General features: G+C 63.9%; 17 protein-coding genes and 1 pseudogene. 11 read left to right on the forward strand and 7 right to left on the reverse strand.

What is annotated here, in order from left to right:
* Nucleotides 1–11 precede the first annotated feature (11 nt).
* The 4 genes from FLL57_RS23145 to FLL57_RS23160 form a co-directional block, all read right to left on the reverse strand.
* Nucleotides 12–1,070, reverse strand: coding sequence for an ABC transporter ATP-binding protein (locus FLL57_RS23145; protein WP_142884124.1), 1,059 nt, complete (start codon nt 1,068–1,070; stop codon nt 12–14).
* 4 nt (nt 1,071–1,074) lie between these two features.
* Nucleotides 1,075–1,965, reverse strand: coding sequence for an ABC transporter permease (locus tag FLL57_RS23150; protein ID WP_142884125.1), 891 nt, complete (start codon nt 1,963–1,965; stop codon nt 1,075–1,077).
* Between the two features lie 19 nt (nt 1,966–1,984).
* Nucleotides 1,985–2,938, reverse strand: a complete 954-nt coding sequence (locus FLL57_RS23155; RefSeq protein WP_047309287.1) for an ABC transporter permease — start codon at nt 2,936–2,938, stop codon at nt 1,985–1,987.
* A 196-nt stretch (nt 2,939–3,134) separates the two neighbouring features.
* On the reverse strand, nt 3,135–4,796 hold the full coding sequence (locus FLL57_RS23160; RefSeq protein ID WP_142884126.1) for an ABC transporter substrate-binding protein: 1,662 nt from the start codon (nt 4,794–4,796) through the stop codon (nt 3,135–3,137).
* 187 nt (nt 4,797–4,983) lie between these two features.
* On the opposite strand from FLL57_RS23160, the gene FLL57_RS23165 reads away from it, so the two are divergent.
* Nucleotides 4,984–6,585, forward strand: coding sequence for an ABC transporter substrate-binding protein (locus FLL57_RS23165; protein WP_142884127.1), 1,602 nt, complete (start codon nt 4,984–4,986; stop codon nt 6,583–6,585).
* A gap of 201 nt (nt 6,586–6,786) precedes the next feature.
* Here the strand turns inward: FLL57_RS23165 and FLL57_RS23170 are convergent, their stop codons facing one another.
* A complete protein-coding gene (locus FLL57_RS23170) occupies nt 6,787–7,221 on the reverse strand; it encodes a hypothetical protein (protein ID WP_142884128.1) in 435 nt (144 codons plus the stop codon).
* A gap of 20 nt (nt 7,222–7,241) precedes the next feature.
* Nucleotides 7,242–9,605, reverse strand: coding sequence for a TonB-dependent receptor family protein (locus FLL57_RS23175; RefSeq protein ID WP_142884271.1), 2,364 nt, complete (start codon nt 9,603–9,605; stop codon nt 7,242–7,244).
* A 131-nt stretch (nt 9,606–9,736) separates the two neighbouring features.
* Here FLL57_RS23175 and FLL57_RS23455 point away from each other — a divergent pair, with 131 nt between their 5' ends.
* The 9 genes and pseudogenes from FLL57_RS23455 (at nt 9,737) to FLL57_RS23210 (ending at nt 16,421) form a co-directional block, all read left to right on the forward strand.
* Nucleotides 9,737–9,910, forward strand: a complete 174-nt coding sequence (locus FLL57_RS23455; protein ID WP_190273374.1) for a hypothetical protein — start codon at nt 9,737–9,739, stop codon at nt 9,908–9,910.
* Between the two features lie 91 nt (nt 9,911–10,001).
* Nucleotides 10,002–10,706 (forward strand): Crp/Fnr family transcriptional regulator, encoded by a 705-nt coding sequence (locus FLL57_RS23180; protein ID WP_013500608.1) that lies wholly within the window; start codon nt 10,002–10,004, stop codon nt 10,704–10,706.
* A gap of 158 nt (nt 10,707–10,864) precedes the next feature.
* Nucleotides 10,865–12,283 (forward strand): hypothetical protein, encoded by a 1,419-nt coding sequence (locus tag FLL57_RS23185; RefSeq protein WP_142884129.1) that lies wholly within the window; start codon nt 10,865–10,867, stop codon nt 12,281–12,283.
* Between the two features lie 177 nt (nt 12,284–12,460).
* Entirely contained in the window at nt 12,461–13,402 is a 942-nt protein-coding gene (locus FLL57_RS23190; protein ID WP_142884130.1) for a sensor domain-containing diguanylate cyclase, read from the forward strand.
* Nucleotides 13,403–13,839: 437 nt separating this feature from the next.
* Nucleotides 13,840–14,013, forward strand: a pseudogene (locus tag FLL57_RS23715) (Arm DNA-binding domain-containing protein); the annotation flags it as partial.
* 27 nt (nt 14,014–14,040) lie between these two features.
* On the forward strand, nt 14,041–15,045 hold the full coding sequence (locus tag FLL57_RS23680) for a tyrosine-type recombinase/integrase (RefSeq protein WP_433962625.1): 1,005 nt from the start codon (nt 14,041–14,043) through the stop codon (nt 15,043–15,045).
* Nucleotides 15,046–15,150: 105 nt separating this feature from the next.
* Nucleotides 15,151–15,432, forward strand: coding sequence for a DNA-binding protein (locus FLL57_RS23200; protein ID WP_142884132.1), 282 nt, complete (start codon nt 15,151–15,153; stop codon nt 15,430–15,432).
* A gap of 122 nt (nt 15,433–15,554) precedes the next feature.
* Entirely contained in the window at nt 15,555–15,773 is a 219-nt protein-coding gene (locus FLL57_RS23205) for a hypothetical protein (RefSeq protein ID WP_142884133.1), read from the forward strand.
* A gap of 63 nt (nt 15,774–15,836) precedes the next feature.
* Entirely contained in the window at nt 15,837–16,421 is a 585-nt protein-coding gene (locus tag FLL57_RS23210) for an Arm DNA-binding domain-containing protein (protein WP_185966172.1), read from the forward strand.
* Nucleotides 16,422–16,904: 483 nt separating this feature from the next.
* Here FLL57_RS23210 and FLL57_RS23215 read toward each other — a convergent pair whose 3' ends face one another.
* Nucleotides 16,905–17,237: a hypothetical protein gene (locus tag FLL57_RS23215; RefSeq protein ID WP_142884135.1), complete on the reverse strand. Its 333-nt coding sequence runs from the start codon at nt 17,235–17,237 to the stop codon at nt 16,905–16,907.
* 82 nt (nt 17,238–17,319) lie between these two features.
* Here FLL57_RS23215 and FLL57_RS23220 point away from each other — a divergent pair, with 82 nt between their 5' ends.
* A complete protein-coding gene (locus tag FLL57_RS23220; RefSeq protein WP_142884136.1) occupies nt 17,320–17,562 on the forward strand; it encodes a helix-turn-helix domain-containing protein in 243 nt (80 codons plus the stop codon).
* Nucleotides 17,563–17,674: the final 112 nt, after the last annotated feature.

Consider the following 17,674-nt stretch of genomic DNA (forward strand, 5'->3'; position numbering starts at 1 on the left):
CTGATTTCTCCTTACGGGGCGCGGCTGTGTCCCGAGCCGGGGATCGACATGAAGCACGCGGCCTGATGACCGCTGTCGCCGATCGGCGACAGCTTCGGCTTGGCCTGCGAGCATAGCGCCTCGGCGAACGGACAGCGCGGGTGAAAACGACAGCCGGCCGGTGGATCGATCGGGTTCGGCGGATCGCCGGTGATCGGCGGAACGTCGGTGCGGCGATCCGGATCGGACGACGGCATCGCCGCGAGCAGCGCCCGCGTGTACGGATGCGCCGGCGCGTCCCACACTTCGTCGACCGGGCCGAGTTCGACGACTTCGCCGAGATACATCACCAGCACGCGGTCGGAGATGTAGCGCACCACGTTGAGATCGTGGCTGATGAACAGATAGGTCAGGCCGAACTCGCGCTTCAGGTCAGCGAGCAGGTTCAGCACCTGCGCCTCAACCGATTTGTCGAGTGCGGAGACCGACTCGTCGAGGATCACCAGCCGCGGCGACAGCGCCAGCGCGCGTGCGATGTTGACGCGCTGACGCTGGCCGCCGGAGACTTCGTGCGGATAGCGATGCGCGAAGTTCTCGGGTCGCAGCCCGACCTTGCCGAGCAGTTCGCGCGCCAGCGCACGGGCGCTTGTATCGCTCATGCCGTGGACCTTGGGACCGAACGCGATCGAGTCCTCGATCGTCAGCCGCGGATTGAGCGAGGCATAGCTGTCCTGAAACACCATCTGCATGCCGCGGCGCAGCTCGCGCAAGCTCAGCTCGCGCCCGACCTGCCGGGCGTCGAAGATGATCTCGCCGGCCGTCACCGGCATCAGGTGCATCAACAGCCGCGCGGTGGTCGATTTGCCGCAGCCGGATTCGCCGACGATGCCCAGCGTCTCGCCCTTTGCGATCGAGAAGGTGACGTCATCGACCGCCCGCACCGTTTTGGCGCCGCCGAACAGTCCGGTGCCGCGCACCGGGAAGTGCTTGGTGAGACCGTTGACCTGCAGCAGCGGCTGGGCGGCGCCGCCGATGTCTTCGATCGGCTCGAACTTTTCGACTTCTGCGATTGCGGAGACTGCTTTGCTCATCGCGTCAGTTCCTGATGTCCATGGCGCTGCGCATCGAGTCGCTCAGCAGGTTGAAGCAGATCGACACCGCGAAGATCATCACGCCGGGCAGCGCCGCCACCCAGGGATTGACGTAGATCGCGGTGCGCAGCGTGTTCAGCATCAGGCCCCATTCCGGCTCCGGCGGCTTGGTGCCGAGGCCGAGAAACGACAGGCCGGCGGCGAGGATCATCGACACCGAGATCAGGCCGGTGGCGTAGACGAAGATCGGTCCGAGCACGTTGCCGAGCATGTGCACCCGCATGATGGTGAAGGCGCCGGCGCCGGAGGCGCGTGCGGCTTCGACGAAGTCCATGTTGCGGACGCTGGTGGTGACGCTCTCGGCGACGCGGGTGATCTGCGGCACGAACACCACGGTCAGCGACACGATCGAGTTGGTGATGCCGGCGCCGAGCGCACCGGAGATCGCGATCGCCAGCAGCACCGAGGGGAAGGCGTAGAACACGTCGATCGTCCGCATGATCGCGGTGTTGACCTTGCCGCCGACATAGCCGGCGACGAGGCCGAGCGAGGTGCCGATCATGAAGGCGAAGATCACCGGCAGCACGCCGATGAACAGCGACAGCCGGCCGCCATAGACCAGCCGGGCCAGCATGTCGCGGCCGAGCTCGTCGGTGCCGAGCGGATAGTTGGCGGTGCCGATCGGCTTCAGCCTTCGGATCATCGAGCCCTGATACGGGTCGGCGAGGTGCAGCCAAGGTGCGAACACGGCCGCCAGCACGATCAGCAGCAGGATGACGCCGCAAGTCATCGCGATCTTGTCGCGGATCAGGCGCCGGCCGACATTGGCCCAATAGCCGCGCGCTTTGCCGGCGGGGGCGGTCTGCGGTGCGGCGTCGGCAGCGGTCAAACTCATCGTCGGTGCTCCCATGACGTCAGGCCCGCTTGATCCGCGGATCGATCAGCGCCTGGGCGATGTCGACCGAGAGATTGAGCAGCACGAAGAACAGCGCCAACACCAGGATCGTGCCCTGCAGCAGCGGCAGGTCGCGCTGGAAGATCGCCGAGTTGAGCAGCAGGCCGGAGCCAGGCCAGGAGAACACCGTCTCGACCAGGATCGAGCCGCCGAGCATGTAACCCAACTGAAGGCCCATCACCGCGAGCGCGGTCGGCGCCGCGTTCTTGATGACGTGACCGAACACGCCGGTCTCACGCAGGCCCTTGGCGCGCAGCGCCTCGACGAAATCCTGCGACAGGGTATCGCCGGTCAGCGCCCGCACCGTGCGGGTGACGATGCCCATCGGAATGACGGATGTGGTGATCGCCGGCAGGATCAGATAGCGCAGGTGCTCCCAGTCCCAGGCCCATTGTCCGGAGCCGCCGGGACCGGCGCCGACCGCGGGCAGCCAGTTGAGCTGCACCGAGAACACGATCACCAGCACCATGCCGAGCCAGTAATGCGGCACCGAGACGCCGGCGATGGCGATGCCGGTGGCGAGCTTGTCGATCCAGGTGTCGCGGAAGTAGCCGGCGATCAGGCCGAACAGCAGTCCGAACGAGAATCCGATGATCGCGGCGGCGATCGCCAGCATCACGGTGTTGCTGACGGCGCGCATCACCTCGGCCAGCACCGGCCGGCCGGTGGCGATCGAGGTGCCGAGATCGCCGTGCACCGCCTTCCACAGCCACAGCCCGAACTGCACCGGCAACGGCCGGTCGAAGCCGTAGGCGGCGCGGAGCTGCGCCGCGAGTTCCTGCGACGCGTCCGCCGGCAGCACGGCGACCAGTGGGTCGCCGGGCGTGATGTGCACCAGCAGGAAACACACCAGCGCGACGCTGAGGACGATCGGAACGACATAGACGATGCGGCGGGCGATATAGGCGAGCACGGTGCACCTTCGATTCAGCAGATCAGGACGACTTCCTTGCCCTTCTCCCCTCGTGGGAGAAGGTGGCGCGGACGAAGTCCGCGCCGGATGAGGGGGCGAGGCGGGAGAGGTGCGTCACCGCGTCTACCCCTCACCCGTCTGCGCGCCTGGCGGCGCGCATCCACCCTCTCCCACAAGGGGAGAGGGAAGCCGTCTCCTACGGTGCGATCGACACCGGGGAGAAGTCGACGAACCAGCTCTTCGGCTGCACGAAGCCCTTGACCTTCTGGCTCATCGCGCGGGGCCCGACGTCGTGGGCGACGTAGAGGAACGCGGCGTCGTCGATCGAGGCGGCGTTCAGCTCGGCGAGGACTTCATCACGCTCCTTGTCGGTGAAGGTGGTGCGCGCCTTCTTCACCAGTTCGTCGAACTTCGGATTGTTGATGTAGCCCCAGTTGTTCGACACCGGCGGCGCCATCGACGACTGCAGGAAGCGCACCAGCGCGAAGAACGGATCCATCGCCGCGTAGGTGACGTTGATCGCATCCGAGCCGTTCGCCGACGGATCCTTGACGCCGCGGCGCCAGTTGGTGAACAGCGTGTTCCATTCGATCACGTCGAGCTTGACGTCGAAGTAACACTCCGCCAGCGCCTGCTGCAGATACTCGTTCATCGGCAGCGGCAGCATCTGGCCCGAGCCGGACGCCGAGGTCTGCACCTTGACGGTGAGTTTCTTGTTCGGGCCGTAGCCGGCTTCCTTCATCAGCTTCTGCGCCGCCGGCAGATCGTACTTGATCTGGAACTGCGGCTTGCCGCGCCAGGGATGGCCGGGCTCGAACGTGCCGGTCGCCGGCACCATCAGGCCGGCGAGCAGGCCGTCGCGCATGCCCTCGCGATCGATGCACAGATTGGCGGCGCGACGGACGCGGATGTCGTTCCACGGCGAGCCTTCGATTCGCGAGAACTGCCACGGCCAGACGTGCGGCTGCTCGTTCTTCTCGATCTTGAAGCCGCGGGCCTCGATCTCCTTCACCGCATCCGGCGCCGGCGCTTCGACCCAGTCGACCTGGCCGGACAGCAGCGCCGCGGTGCGGGCATTGGCTTCCGGCATCGGCAGCAGCACCATGCGGTCGACATGCGGGACGCGCTTCTTGTCCCAGTAGCCGTCGTTCTTGGTGAGCTCCAGCCGTTCGCGCGGCGTGAACTTCGCCATCTTCCACGGGCCGGTGCCCGACGCGTCCTTGGCGAAGGCGGCCCAGGCGGCGGTCGACTTCGCCTTGGCGTCGGCGCCCTCGGCCTTGTCGTACAGCGCCTGCCACTTGGTCGGGCTCGCCATGAACAGGTTGGTGAGGTTGATCGGCAGGAAGCTGTCGGGCTCCTTGGTGGTCAGCTCGACGGTCAGGTCATCGATCTTCTTCGCCGACACCAGCGTCGGCATCCGCGATGCTGTCACGCCGATCTGGCTGGGGTCGTATTGCGGTGCATCTTTGTTGAGCACCTTGTCGACGTTCCACACCACAGCGTCGGCGTTGAAGTCACTGCCGTCGTGAAACTTCACGCCCGGACGCAGTTTGAAAATCCACTTTGTGTGATCATCGTCCTTCACCTTCCACTCGGTGGCGAGGCCGGGGATGACCACACTCGCTTTGGTTGCCGACGACAGGTCCCACATCGTCAGGCCGTCATACATCGTCAGACCCGTGAAGCGATTACCTTCGAAGCCCTGATCGGGCTGACCGAGCGTGCGTGGAATGTCCGCGGCCGTCATGCCGATGCGCAGAACGGATTCGGCGGATGCCAGCGACGGCACCATGAAGACGCTTGCCATCGACAGAGCGAGCAGCACAGCACGGCGGTTGTTACGACCAAAATTACGCATTCGACGAGAGTCCCTATGCAGTGACTAATTGGCAGGCTGGTCAATGCAATGCATGTGCCATCCAAAGCGGCAGTCGGCCGCGGGGCGCGCCGGAGAAGACGCGCAGACCCCCAATGCAAAACTGCAGGTCCGGCGTGGCGCGTCCGTTGCAAGCGGTTCGCCCATCGTCATCAGGAGATCAGTTGCGATGGTGCGACTTAAGAGTTCATGGGTGCTGGGCGCGTTGTTTGCCGCGGCGAGCGCAATCGGTGCGGCGCGTGCGGAAACAGTGGTGCGTTACGGGATCTCGATGGCCGACATTCCGCTGACCACCGGTCAGCCGGATCGCGGCGCCGGCGCGTATCAGTTCACCGGCTACACCATCTACGATCCGCTGGTGGCGTGGGAGATGAACGTCGGCGATCGGCCGGGCAAACTCGTGCCGGGGCTGGCGACCGAGTGGAAGGTCGACGATGCCGACAAGACCAAGTGGCGCTTCACGTTGCGGAAGGGCGTCAAGTTTCACGACGGCAGCGACTTCAACGCCGACGCGGTGATCTGGAATCTCGACAAGGTCCTCAACGACAAGGCGCCGCAATTCGACAAGCGGCAGAGCGCGCAGGTCAAGACGCGGCTGCCCTCGGTGAAGAGCTACGCCAAGATCGACGATTCCACCGTCGAGATCACCACCAAGACGGTCGACTCGTTCTTTCCGTATCAGATGCTGTGGTTCCTGGTGTCGAGCCCGGCGCAGTACGAGAAGGTCGGCAAGGATTGGGACAAGTTCGCCGCCAATCCGTCCGGCACCGGTCCGTTCAAGCTCACCAAGCTGGTGCCGCGCGAACTCGCCGAGCTGACGAAGAATAGCGATTACTGGGACAAGTCGCGGCTACCGAAGACCGACAAGCTGGTGCTGGTGCCGATGCCGGAGGCGCTGACCCGCACCAATGCGCTGCTGGCCGGGCAGGTCGATCTGATCGAAACGCCCGCGCCCGACGCGGTGCCGCAGCTCAAGGCCGCCGGCATGAAGATCGTCGACAACGTCACGCCGCACGTCTGGAACTATCACCTTAGCGTGCTGCCCGGCTCGCCGTGGACGGACGTTCGCCTGCGCAAGGCGCTCAATCTCGCGATCGATCGCGAGGCGGTGGTCGGGCTGATGAACGGCCTCGCCAAGCCGGCGATCGGTCAGGTCGATCCGTCGAGCCCGTGGTTCGGTCATCCGTCGTTCAAGATCAAATACGATCTGGCCGAAGCCAAGAAGCTGGTGAAGGAAGCCGGCTATTCGCCGGAAAAGCCGCTCAAGACCACCTTCATCATCGCCAACGGCGGCACCGGCCAGATGCTGTCGCTGCCGATGAACGAGTTCCTGCAGCAGAGCTTCAAGGAGATCGGGATCGACGTCGAGTTCAAGGTGGTTGAACTCGAAGTGCTGTACACCGCCTGGCGCAAGGGCGCGGCCGACGAATCCAACGCCGGCATCACCGCCAACAACATCGCCTACGTCACCTCCGACCCGCTGTATGCGATCGTGCGGTTCTTCCATTCCGGTCAGGTGGCGCCGGTCGGCGTCAACTGGGGCGGCTACAAGAACCCGAAGGTCGATGCGTTGATTGACGAGGCCAAGCAGACCTTCGACGACAAGAAGCAGGACGAGCTGCTGGCTCAAGCGCATGCCCAGATCGTCGACGATGCGGCGCTGGTGTGGGTGGTGCACGACACCAATCCGCATGCGCTGTCGCCGAAGGTGAAGAGCTTCGTCCAGGCCCAGCACTGGTTCCAGGATCTGACGACGATCGGCCTGCAGTAGTCGGGCGTCCGTAAATTCTCGACGACGATAAGGGCTGCGCATGATGGTGCGCAGCCCTTTTCTTATCGCTGAAGATTGTTGCTTATCGCTTGTGCAAAGCTGGTCTTATCGCTTCCGGATGCCCGCCCAACATTGCGGCAGCATCTGCCTAATGTTGGCGCGGCCCGATTCCGAATCCGTTCGAGCGCATCCGGTGAATTGTCACTCCGGGAAGTCGCGGGCCGTCAGCCGACCGTCGCCGTCCTTGTCGATCTCCTTCATCCAGCCGACGCTGCCGTCGATGAACTCGGCGCGCGACACCCGGCCGTCACCGTCGGCGTCGTTGCGCGGCAGAGTCAGGCCGTCGGCTATCTGCCGGATCTTGGCCTGCTCCGCAGGCGAGAACCGCGCGATTCCGGCGTCGCGCACCTTGTCGAAGCGGGCGTATTCGTCGCGGTCGAGAGAACCGTCCGCATTGGCGTCGAAGGCGTAAAACCGCTGTGCGCGTCCCTCCCGGATCTCGTCCAGCGTCACGACGCCGTCATTGTTGATGTCCCATTGTTCCAGGAAGTGGGACAGGCTGGCCGAGTCCGCGGCGATCGCCGGCGTGAGAAACGTAGCGGCCGCAACGGCCGCCACGAGAAGGCGTTTGGTCATATCGTATCCTTGCTGGTTGATCAGAACGACGCCTTGATGCCGGCGTAGAAGCCGCGGCCGTCGCCGGGCAGGAAGGCGGCCTGATCGGGGCGCGCCTGATCCACCACCAGCGTGGTCGCCGCATAGGTCTTGTCGAACAGGTTGGTGATCTCGCCGAACACCCGGAAGGTCTTGTTGATCCGGTACTCGCTGCGCAGGTCGACCACGGCGTAAGGGTCGGCATACAGCGTGTTCATGTTGTCGACCGCGACCTTGGCCGGGCTCCAGCGCACCGCGCCCTGCATCATCCAGGCGTCGGTCGCCTGCAATTGCAACTGCGCGTAGATCAGATGCGGCACGGCGCCGCCGAGCCTGTTGTTGCCGCGCAGCGGATCGTCGACGAAACGGAAGTCCTGATAGGTGTAGGCGAGTCGGCCCGACAGCCGATCGGTGAACTTCATGCCGGCGCCGAGCTCGATGCCGAAATGCGTGGTGCGGTCGGCGTTGATCGCACCGAGCGAGGCGCCGGTGACGTCGCGCAGGTTGAGCAGTTCGTTGTCGATCCAGGAGTAGTAGGTGACGACGTCCCACGAGAACCGGTCGGCGCGGCCGCGCCAGCCGCCCTCCACCGTGACCGCGGTCTGTGCCGACAGGTTTGGTGTCGCGAACGCCGCGGCCGCCAGAGTCGGGCTGGGTGGCGTCGGGCGGCCGGGGCTCGAATTCGGCGTGCCGTTGATGGTGGCGATCAGGTCGTCGTGGGTCGGCGGCTCGAAGCTGTGGCTGCCGGCGATGAAGAAGGTCTGGGTCGAGTCCGGCCGGTACGACAGTGCCAGACTTGGATTCCAGCCCGAGTACGATCGCGCATAGCTGTTGGTCTGAGTCGGCACCGCTCCGTTCGGCAGCAGCACGTTCGGCCTGGACGGATTGTACGCGATGGTCGGCCGCGTCGCGGCGGTGTAGAGATCGTCGTTGTCGCGCGTCGCATAGGCGTAGGAGATCGCCGGCGACACCGTCCATTGCTGCCAGACCGGCACGTTGGCGCCGGCGTAGAGCGACAGCGTCTGCGCATCCAGCCGGTTGCTGCCGAACTGCGCGCCGGTCATGCCGCTCTGATTGAGGTAGTAGTCGCGATCCGCCGAGCCGACGCTGTACTGCGCGGTGGTTTCGAACAGCGGCAGCAGCGCGTCGGCCGGGTTGTAGGCGTAGCGCACCAAGCCGGTGAAGTCGCCGCCCTTGGTGGCGCGCACCCCCGAAGAGATCGGAAACCGGAAGGTGTCGTCGGTGTAGGTGTAGCCGAGCGCGATATCGATCAGATGCGCATCGAAGGTCGCGGTGGTGCGGTTGCCGATCATGAACTGGCTGGCGTCGCGCCGCGGCTTGTCGCGCACCGCGTTCGGCCCCGGATTGATCGCGACGCCGTTGACCACGGTCGGGCCGGTCGCGGTCTGCCGCGGATTGGCGAACAGCGCATCCTTGTTGATCGGCCCGGCGACGTCGAATCCGAGATCGGTGTAGCCCAGGAAGAACCGGGTCTTGACGTTCTCCGACAGCGCGATGCCGACATTGGCGTTGAGGCTGGTGCGGTCCGACGCATTGTAGTCGCGGAATCCGTCGCGGCGGGTGGTGTCGAACTGCAGGAACGCGTCGACATTGTCCTTCTTGGTGCCGATCTGGGCGCTGCTGTTGATCTGGCCGAAGCTGCCGCCGCTCACCGACATCTGCACGCCGGGCTGGCTCGATCCGGTCGGCGATACGAAATTGATCGCGCCGCTCAGCACGGTGGCGCCGAGCCGGTTGGCCATGTAGCCGCGATACACTTCGATCGCCTCGGCTTGCCGCGGATTGGCGAAGCCGACGATGTAGGAGCCGTCGGCGCGATTGATCGGCAGGCCGTTGTACAGCACCAGCACGCCGCGCTCGGCCGGATTCTGCTGTGCCGATCCGCGCATCTGGATCCGCGGCTGGTCATTGGCGCCGAGGAAATTCTGGATGATCAGCCCGGGAACGCCGGACAGCGTATTGGCCAGCGTCGGGTTGCCGGCGTTCGGCATGTCCTTCTGCGACACCAGCGCGACGCCGCCCGCCAGCACGTTGAAGCGCTCGCGCACCAGGTCCACGGTCCGGGTTGCGGAAGCCGCCGGCGCGGTGCTGGGCGTCGCGGCCGGCGCGGCGCGGCGCACTACCGATTGCGGACGTGCCGGGCTGCGGACGGCTTCACGGCGCTGCTCGACCACGATGGTGTCGAGCGTGATGGTGGCGCCGGGCGTAGCCGATTGCGCAAAGCAAAGCTGGCTGCTCGACGTCAACAGCGCCGCGACCGCGATGGTCGACACCGATCGCCGTCGTGCCCCCGTCTCGACCCCCTCGGTCAAGCCGCGCAATTCCGGATGTGCATCCGCTTTCATTCCCATGCCCCGTCCATTCGATGATCGCCCGTCGTGTCGACGCGCGCAGCGGCGATGTGCTCGCCCTCCTCGCGAACGAAAGACCGGCCGTCCCAGCCGACCCCCGTGCCGGCAACAGCACAGGAGGGGCGATGACGAGCGATCTTTCGGATGTGATCTCGATGGCAACCCGGCTTTCTCGATCGGCCTCGACCATATCGAGCACGTCCGCGGCGCTGTTTGCTTTCGAGCAAACAACGCGCGACGTCGCACGCGGCGAAGCTGGAAATCCTTGCAAGTGTGACATTTATTCACGCGCCGATTAGAGGGCTTCAAAACACAGCCGGCCTCCGTGCTGATAGGGAGAGCGTCGTAGGGAACGCTCGACGACAAACGCCGCACATTCACGGATCGACGATGCAAAAGGGTGTCCTACGCGCGGCCGCGACGCGGAGCGCGCTGTTCTCGCAGTTGCCTGCGGCCGAGACGTCGCGGCTGCTGGCGGCGTCGACGCCGCGCCAGTTTCAGCCGGGTCAGGTGCTGTTTCATCAGGGCGACGCCCCGGAATATCTGTTTCAGATCGTGTCCGGACTGGTGCGTATCACCCAGATCAACAGTGAGGGCGAGCAGATCACACTGCGGATCATGCGGCCGGGCGATCTGTGCTGTGTGGCGGCGTTTCGCCAGGAGACCTATCCGGCGACCGCAACCGCGATCAAGGACACCACGGCGCTGGCGTGGCGAATTGGTTCGTTCGTGGCGCTAACCCGGCAACATCCCATGATTGCCGACAACGTGGTGTGTATCGCCGGCGATCGTACGCGCGAGATGCTGCAGCGCGCGACCGAGATGACCGGCAAGTGCATCGCGCAGCGGATCGCCGCCTCGCTGCTGCGGTTGTCGGCCCAGGCCGGAACTACCACCGTGGACGGCATCCATATCGAATCCCCGGTGACCCGGGTCGATCTCGCCTCGATGGCCGGGGTCACTTATTTCACCGTGAGCCGCACCCTGAGCGCCTGGCAGAAACAGGGCCTGGTCAGAAGCGGCCGCCACCGCCTGACGATCCTGGACATGGCCCGGATTTCGGAGATCGCCGAGCCGCGGGCTGCCCGGGGGTGAGCCGGACGCAGGGCCTCGCCTTCGAACACCGTTGATATTCCGAGGATTGCGCCAGGACTGCCGACGTTCGGGGTCGAGGCGGCGGCGCGCGCTTGCTAGACTGGCGTGCGACGCGTGGAAACGCGCCTGGATGCAACTTGCGTGATGCGGGTCGAAACATGGCCGACAAGCATATGCTCAGGGGACTGATCAAGCATGCGTTGCGCGATCCGTGGGTCGATCGGTTCGAAGTCGTCCTCGCCAGCCACACCATGCCCGCCTGCGAGGAAGCCGGTGTCGATCTGGACGACGCGGTGTCGATCATCGGCCAGGATCTGTTCGCGAGCACCATATGGGCGTGCGCGTTCGAAGATTTCCTCACCCGGGATTTCGAAGACGGCGGCAACGTTGTCGACGACTATCTCAAGCGCCGCGGCTGGAAGGAAACGGCGTCGGTCCGCGCCTATATCGCGGCGCTGCGCGATTCGACGATGAGTCTCTACGAGGTGAGCGACGTCGTCCGTGACACTTCGTTCCGCGCGCGCGATCTGATCCGCGGCGGCGAGCCGGTTCTGGTCAGCGAGCGGAGCGCGACCCAAACTCTGAAGTGCTGGGATCGGATCGCCGCCCGCATCGTTCAGGTCGGGTCGAAGATGCAGATCAGCGGCGGCGTCCTGCCGTTCGAACGCGAGGTCGCGGAGGCCTTGATCACGGCCTTCAATCAGTTAGGCACTCTCAGCATCGAGGAGCAGAGGGAACTGGCGGAGGAGGCCGGAGAGGAGTTCGACGACGACTTCGACGGCGAGGCCGCACTGGCGGCACTGGCTCCTGCGGAACGACTGCGGCTGGTCGCTCCGATGTTCTCGTCGTTCTGGCTGATCGACGCGATCGACCGGATCGAGTCGGCCCGGCTTCCCGAGCTGCGCAACGCCGAAGGCGACGAGCTGCTGCTGTGCGAGGTGTCGTTTCGGCTCGGTACCGGCATCACCGGCGACGAGATCGGTCGATGCCTGCAGGCGCGCCCGGAGTTTCGTCCGACCAGCGCGACCTCCTGGTCGTGGGTCGGTCAGCGCGAGCGGGGCGGTACGGCCCCGGACGACGACTCGCCTGAAGAAACGCTGATGTTCGAAACCCTGCAGGAGGACGGCATGCTTCAGCTCGGCGAACTTCTGCTGGAGGACGACACGCTGGTGCTCTGCGTCAACTCGCAGCAGCGTTGCAACCGTGGCTGCGCGCTGCTGACCGAGATCCTCGGCCCCCGCGTCGGCCTGCCTCTGATCAGGACGGAGGCGGTCGAGGAAATGCTGGAGTCGAGCCGCGCCGCAATGCCGACCCCCGACGAGATCCCCGAACACGAGCGGCGCGCCGTCGTCCACCAGCATCTGGAGCGGCACTATCGCGAGGTGCTCGATCAACCCGTCGCCATGCTCGACGGACAGACGCCGAGACAGGCTGTCGAAGATGAAAGCGGGCGGGCGAAAGTCGTCGATTGGCTGAAGCTGATCGAAAATCGGACGGCGAAATCCGATGGTCCGATGGCGGATTACGATTTCGGCTGGCTCTGGGCCGAATTGGGCGTCGCAAACCTGCGGCGATGAACGGGGCTCCGCCTGCTCGGCCCAAATCGGCGACGCCGCGGATCGTCCGGCAGCGCCGCGCCAACGTTCGACCGCCGCCGTTTCGGACCGATGCCGGCCGGCATATAGAGTTCATTAACACCGCCGTCCTAGTCCTAAAGTTGGTAGATGAAGTCGTGAGATGCTGCCGGATCGCCGATGAGGAAAGACCCTGCTGCCTCGCTTTTCCCAGACGAAGCACGCGTAAGGCTCTATGACGAGGCTCTGAACGCCGCTCGGATCGGCGCCTGGGAGTGCGACCTCGACACCGAGCGCCTGAGCTGGACGTCGGGCGTCTATGCCTTGTTCGGCTATCCGGTCGGCAATCCGCTGCGGCGCGCCAGCATCGTCGATCTGTATGTCGACGAATCCCGGCGCCACATGGAGCTCGCCCGCGCCGAGGCGATCAGGACCGGCTGCCCGATCACGCTCGATACCGAGATCAGGACGTGGCGCGGCGAAGCGCGCTGGATGCGGTTGTCGATCAACGCGGCACGAGAGAACGGCCGGACGGTTCGGGTGTTCGGCTGCAAGCAGGACGTCACCGCCGACCGGCTGTCGATCGAACAGCTCCGGCGGCAGGCCGAAACCGATCCGCTCACCGGGCTCGCCAATCGCGCGATGTTTCAGGCGCGCTATCGCGAGGTGGTGGACGACAGCCTCAATCACGGCTTCGCCTCGGCGCTGGTGCTGATCGACCTCGACGGCTTCAAGGAGCTCAACGACACGCTCGGTCATCTGGCCGGCGACGCATGTCTGTGCGAGGTCGCGCAGCGCCTGCGGCGGGCGTTCCACAACGCCGGTCTGATCAGCCGTCTCGGCGGCGACGAATTCTCCATTATCCTGCGGGCGCCGACCGATCCGGCGCGGATCGCAGAGGTGCTGCAGCGGACCATCGTGATGCTCAGCCGCCCGCTGTTCTGGAACGGTCATCGGATCGCGGTCAGCGCCTCAATCGGCGCCGCCCTGATCGGCCGCCCGCATCGCAGGCGGATCGCCGACCTGTTCGAAGAAGCCGACCTCGCGCTGTATCAGGCCAAAGCTGCGGGCCGGAATCGCGTGCACCTGATCGGGGATCAGGCGCAGAGCAGGGCGGCTTAGGGGCGGCCGGCGTCGGCCGGGCCCACACGCGCCGCTTTGCCTACGAGCCGCTTTGCATCCGCAGCCGCGCGCGGCCTCGGTTGTTCAGAGATGGGATTGGGAGGTCGCCAAACGTGTCTGCGCAAAGCCAGACTGGCGCACCCGACACGATTCGAACGTGTGACCTTTGCCTTCGGAGCGTGACTTCTTGTGTTTTCCCGAGATTTCCAGTGGTCGCTCGACTATACCTAAATAGTTGATTTATTTGAAATATTGCTGTTTCTCTTGATTGAACGGCGGTGTGGTGAACCCTGGAGATTACCGCCCCCGTGCTACCCCGGTGCTACCCGGAGCGATCAAGAGATGGCAAATGAGAAGCTGACAAAGAAGGTCGTGGACGGTCTTCTCCCGCAGGCGGGGACTATGTCGTCTGGTGCGGCAAGCTACCCGGTTTCGGATGCCGGGTGCGCTCGACGGGCACGAAATCCTTCATCGTGATGTACCGGGTTGGCGGACGGAACGCGACACCGCGTAAAGTCACCATCGGCACCTATGGGAAGATCACCGTCGAGCAGGCGCGGGAGGAGGCGAACAAGGTTCTCGCCAAGGCCGAGCTGGGTGAAGATGTCGCGGTCGAGCGCGCCCGCGTGCGAGCCGAAATGACGATCTCGCAGCTCTGCGACGAGTATTTGCGCGAAGGCGTGGATCACAAAAAGGCCTCCACCATCGAGAGCGACAAAAGCCGGATCGAAGCCCATATCCGTCCGCTCTTGGGCACCAAACGGATCGGTGCGGTGACGCGCGGCGATATCAGTAAATTCCTGCGCGATGTTGCATCGGGAAAGACTGCACGCCCGAAAAAGCCCGGGCGGCGTGGCAGCGGCGTCAAAGGCGGGCGAGGCACCGCCACCCGGACAGTTCGCTTGCTCGGCGGCATGTTCACCTACGCCGTGCGCCGCGACTATCTCAAAGAGAACCCGTGCCGGAACATGCTGCTCTACAAGGATCGCAAAGGCGAGCGCTTTTTGACGACCGAGGAGTTCCGGCGCTTGGGCGAAACGTTGGCGCTTGCGGAAACGGAAGGCCTGCCTTGGGCCTTCAACGAAGGCAAGAAGGCCAAGCATCGTCCCGTTCGCCCCGAGAACCAGCGCGAGGTCTTTTCCCCATACGTCACAGCCGCCATCCGGCTCTTGATGCTCACCGGGTGCCGCTTGCGCGAAATTTTGCATCTGCGTTGGCAGGATATCGACTTTGAACGCGGCGTGTTGAACTTGCCGGACAGCAAGACCGGCCAGAAAAAGGTGCTGCTCGCCGGATCGGCCTTAGCGGTCCTGTCGGACCTGCCACGCAGCGGCGTCTATGTCATTGCCGGAAACGATCCGGAGAAGCCACGCGCCGATCTGCATCGTCCCTGGGCACGCATCATCAAGCACGCGGAGCTTGATGGGCTACGCCTTCATGATCTGCGCCATTCCTACGCCTCTATCGGAGCGGCGAGCGGGATCGGACTGCCAGCGCTCGGAAAGCTGCTCGGTCACAACAATCCGTCCACAACGCAGCGCTATGCGCATCTTGCCGACGATCCGCTGCGGCGAGCATCGGAGGAGATTGCCAATACCATCGCTGCCGCCATCGGAAGTGTGCCCTCAGAGCAACAACCTTAAAATCACCGTAGATCATCGTCGCCGGACACCCGGTAGAATCCAGCGTCCACTGTATATACCACAGTCGGGGAACAGCCCCGGCGCTCTTCAATCAGGAGAACCGGGATGAAATCTATCTACCTCAATCGCAAGCAGGCCGCCCACTACGTTACAGAGATGTGGGGCGTGCCGTGTTCCTACAAATGGCTGGCCAAGCTCGTTGTCGTCGGCGGCGGCCCGAGGCATTGGAAATGGGGACGTGCCGTCCGTTATCGCGCTGACGCCCTGGATGCATGGGTGTTCGGTCGCATGACTGGCCCCTTCGCCTCCTCAAGCGAGGCTCATTTGCACCTTCGAGCTTTCTCTTATTTGAAGAGCGGCCAAGGCCTGCCATTCGAGGAGGCCTAAAAGATGCACGAGGAAAAATTTTCTGGGGAAAATCAATTAGTTGACACCATATGGGGGTCTGGTTTGTATTGGAGGGGCGAGGACGGCTCGCCCTTTCAACGCCAACTGAAAGGACCATTCCCATGGCCGACTTCGACACCGACGACAATTTCATTCTCATCCCTGCCGCTTCGGGCGGCGGCGCGCTGGTGCGTCGCAGCCAGATCGCGGGCGGACGCGCGAATGGCGCGGATGGCGCAATCGTCTATCTGGCAGCCGGGCCGAGCGTTTACACGACCGCGACCATTCCCCAGCTCGCGCGCTACCTCGGCGCGGAGGTGGCGGACATCCGCCGCGAGTAACCAGCACCGCCATGCACCATCGGGTCCGCTCGATGGTGCATGGTCTTGCCGGAGGGCTGGCGCATGAAGGCCCGCAACAACCCCACCGACGAACAGCTCTTAAGGCGATTGCAGCGGGAACCTATCACGTCGCATGATCCCCGCGTCCGTCGCGATCCCTACTGGGCATTGCGGCATCAGGGCTATTCCGACGCATTCGCCCGCCGGGCTTTTCGGGACATGCTGCCCCGATACTACAAGGAAAAGGTCACTCTATCAGGCGAATACGTTGCCGATATCGATGACGCAGACCTTCTCTTTGTCCCGAACATGAATGCGGACATTCAGAAGCTGGCCGTCGTGGTGCGGCCTGACCTGTCGGAAGAGATCGCCTTGAATGCACCACCCCGCTCCACCGAATATACGATGTGGTCGGAGGCAGTGCCGGGATTTGGTCTTCGTGTTCGGCCAACAGGCGTCAGAACTTATATTGTGATGTTCCGCATTGGGGGGCGTGGTCGGCAAGGCAAGATCAGCCTTGGCAAACCGGGCATCCTCTCATTCGACCTCGCTAGACGCATGGCTAAGGAGGCTAGATTGGAAGCCTTGGCGGGAAACGATCCTCGTCCGATGCACAGGAGCGGCGAGTTGTTGCGCCGGGCGAAGTGATCCGGTTCCGTCACGGCCCGGTTCCCCCTTGTTACCCCGGCCATGCGAAATGCCGCTGAAACGCGGAACCGCACCAGCGAGTCCCCGTGACGCTCTTACCTGCCGAGCTGCTGAAACGGGGAGATGAAACACGAGAAACAGAGGCAAAACGCCAGCGAGACACCGTGAAACGCGCCATCGCCGCCGTGGAGTCGGCATTTCGATGCCGGTTATCGAGTCTGTAAGACTGTATCTTGAAGAGAGAAGTTTCCGCACTGCTCTCTTCAGTCATTGTTTCTGCCGACGTCGGATCCCCGGCGGCCAATGATTATCCTTCTGAGGGAACTCCGACAACCCAACCTAGGAAAACTCAGAAAGCAAAGTCTTTCTCTCCCAACAAAAATGTAGGAAGCAAACACATCTAATAGTCTGGCTAAAAATCAGGAACCAAGCAGAAACAACGGACCAGAATAGAGCGGCATAGCCCTTCAACCTGTTGATACTTCAGGGCGAAGGGCTTCCTGCCTCCAGTTGTTGGGGCCCTTCCCATTCCCCGGTCTCGTATCGCCGCCATAGCTCCCGCCGGACCCGATGCCACTTGCCTTGCTCGAAGGTTTCGGAATAGCGCCAAGCCCGATCTTCTTCGATAAAGGCGATCTCCTCGGCACGCGGGCCGTACTTGGCAATTAAATCGTCAGCCAACGCCTTGATATCACCTACCGGGATCAGCCGGGGCCGGATGCTCAGCTCCCATGTGTGCCAGAGCAACGTGCCCCAAATGGGTGAAGTGGCGATGCCGCCAATGATCCAGCCAGAAAGCTCCACCAGCAGCCCCAAACCGCCGTCAATTATCTGAATTTAAGATACCTGAAAATCAGATATAACTGAAGCCCCCATCTGGCACCAGGTGGGGCGATTCGTGGTCAAGACCCTCGGAACGGAGCGGCACAAAGCCCTGATCGCGCTGCTTGTCGAGAAGCGCGAAGCGGCGGGGCTGACGCAGACCGAGCTGGCCGCGAAGCTGGGGGAATATCAGTCCTTCGTGGCGCGGCTGGAAAGCGGGCAGCGAAGGGTGGACGTCGTGGAGTTCTTGGAGTTGGCGGAATTGCTGAATTTCGACCCGGCAAAGGCAATCCGGCAGATCGTCGGAAGTAGAAACTAGATCGCCGCGCATTGCGGCGGGGACTGCCATCCATGCATGGTGGCTAAGGGGCAATCAAAACGTGTCGCGACTAACGGACCTAATCGCACAAGCTAAAGCTAAAGACCCAGCT

The organism is Rhodopseudomonas palustris (genome assembly GCF_007005445.1).
GTDB classification, from domain to species: Bacteria; Pseudomonadota; Alphaproteobacteria; order Rhizobiales; family Xanthobacteraceae; genus Rhodopseudomonas; species Rhodopseudomonas palustris_G.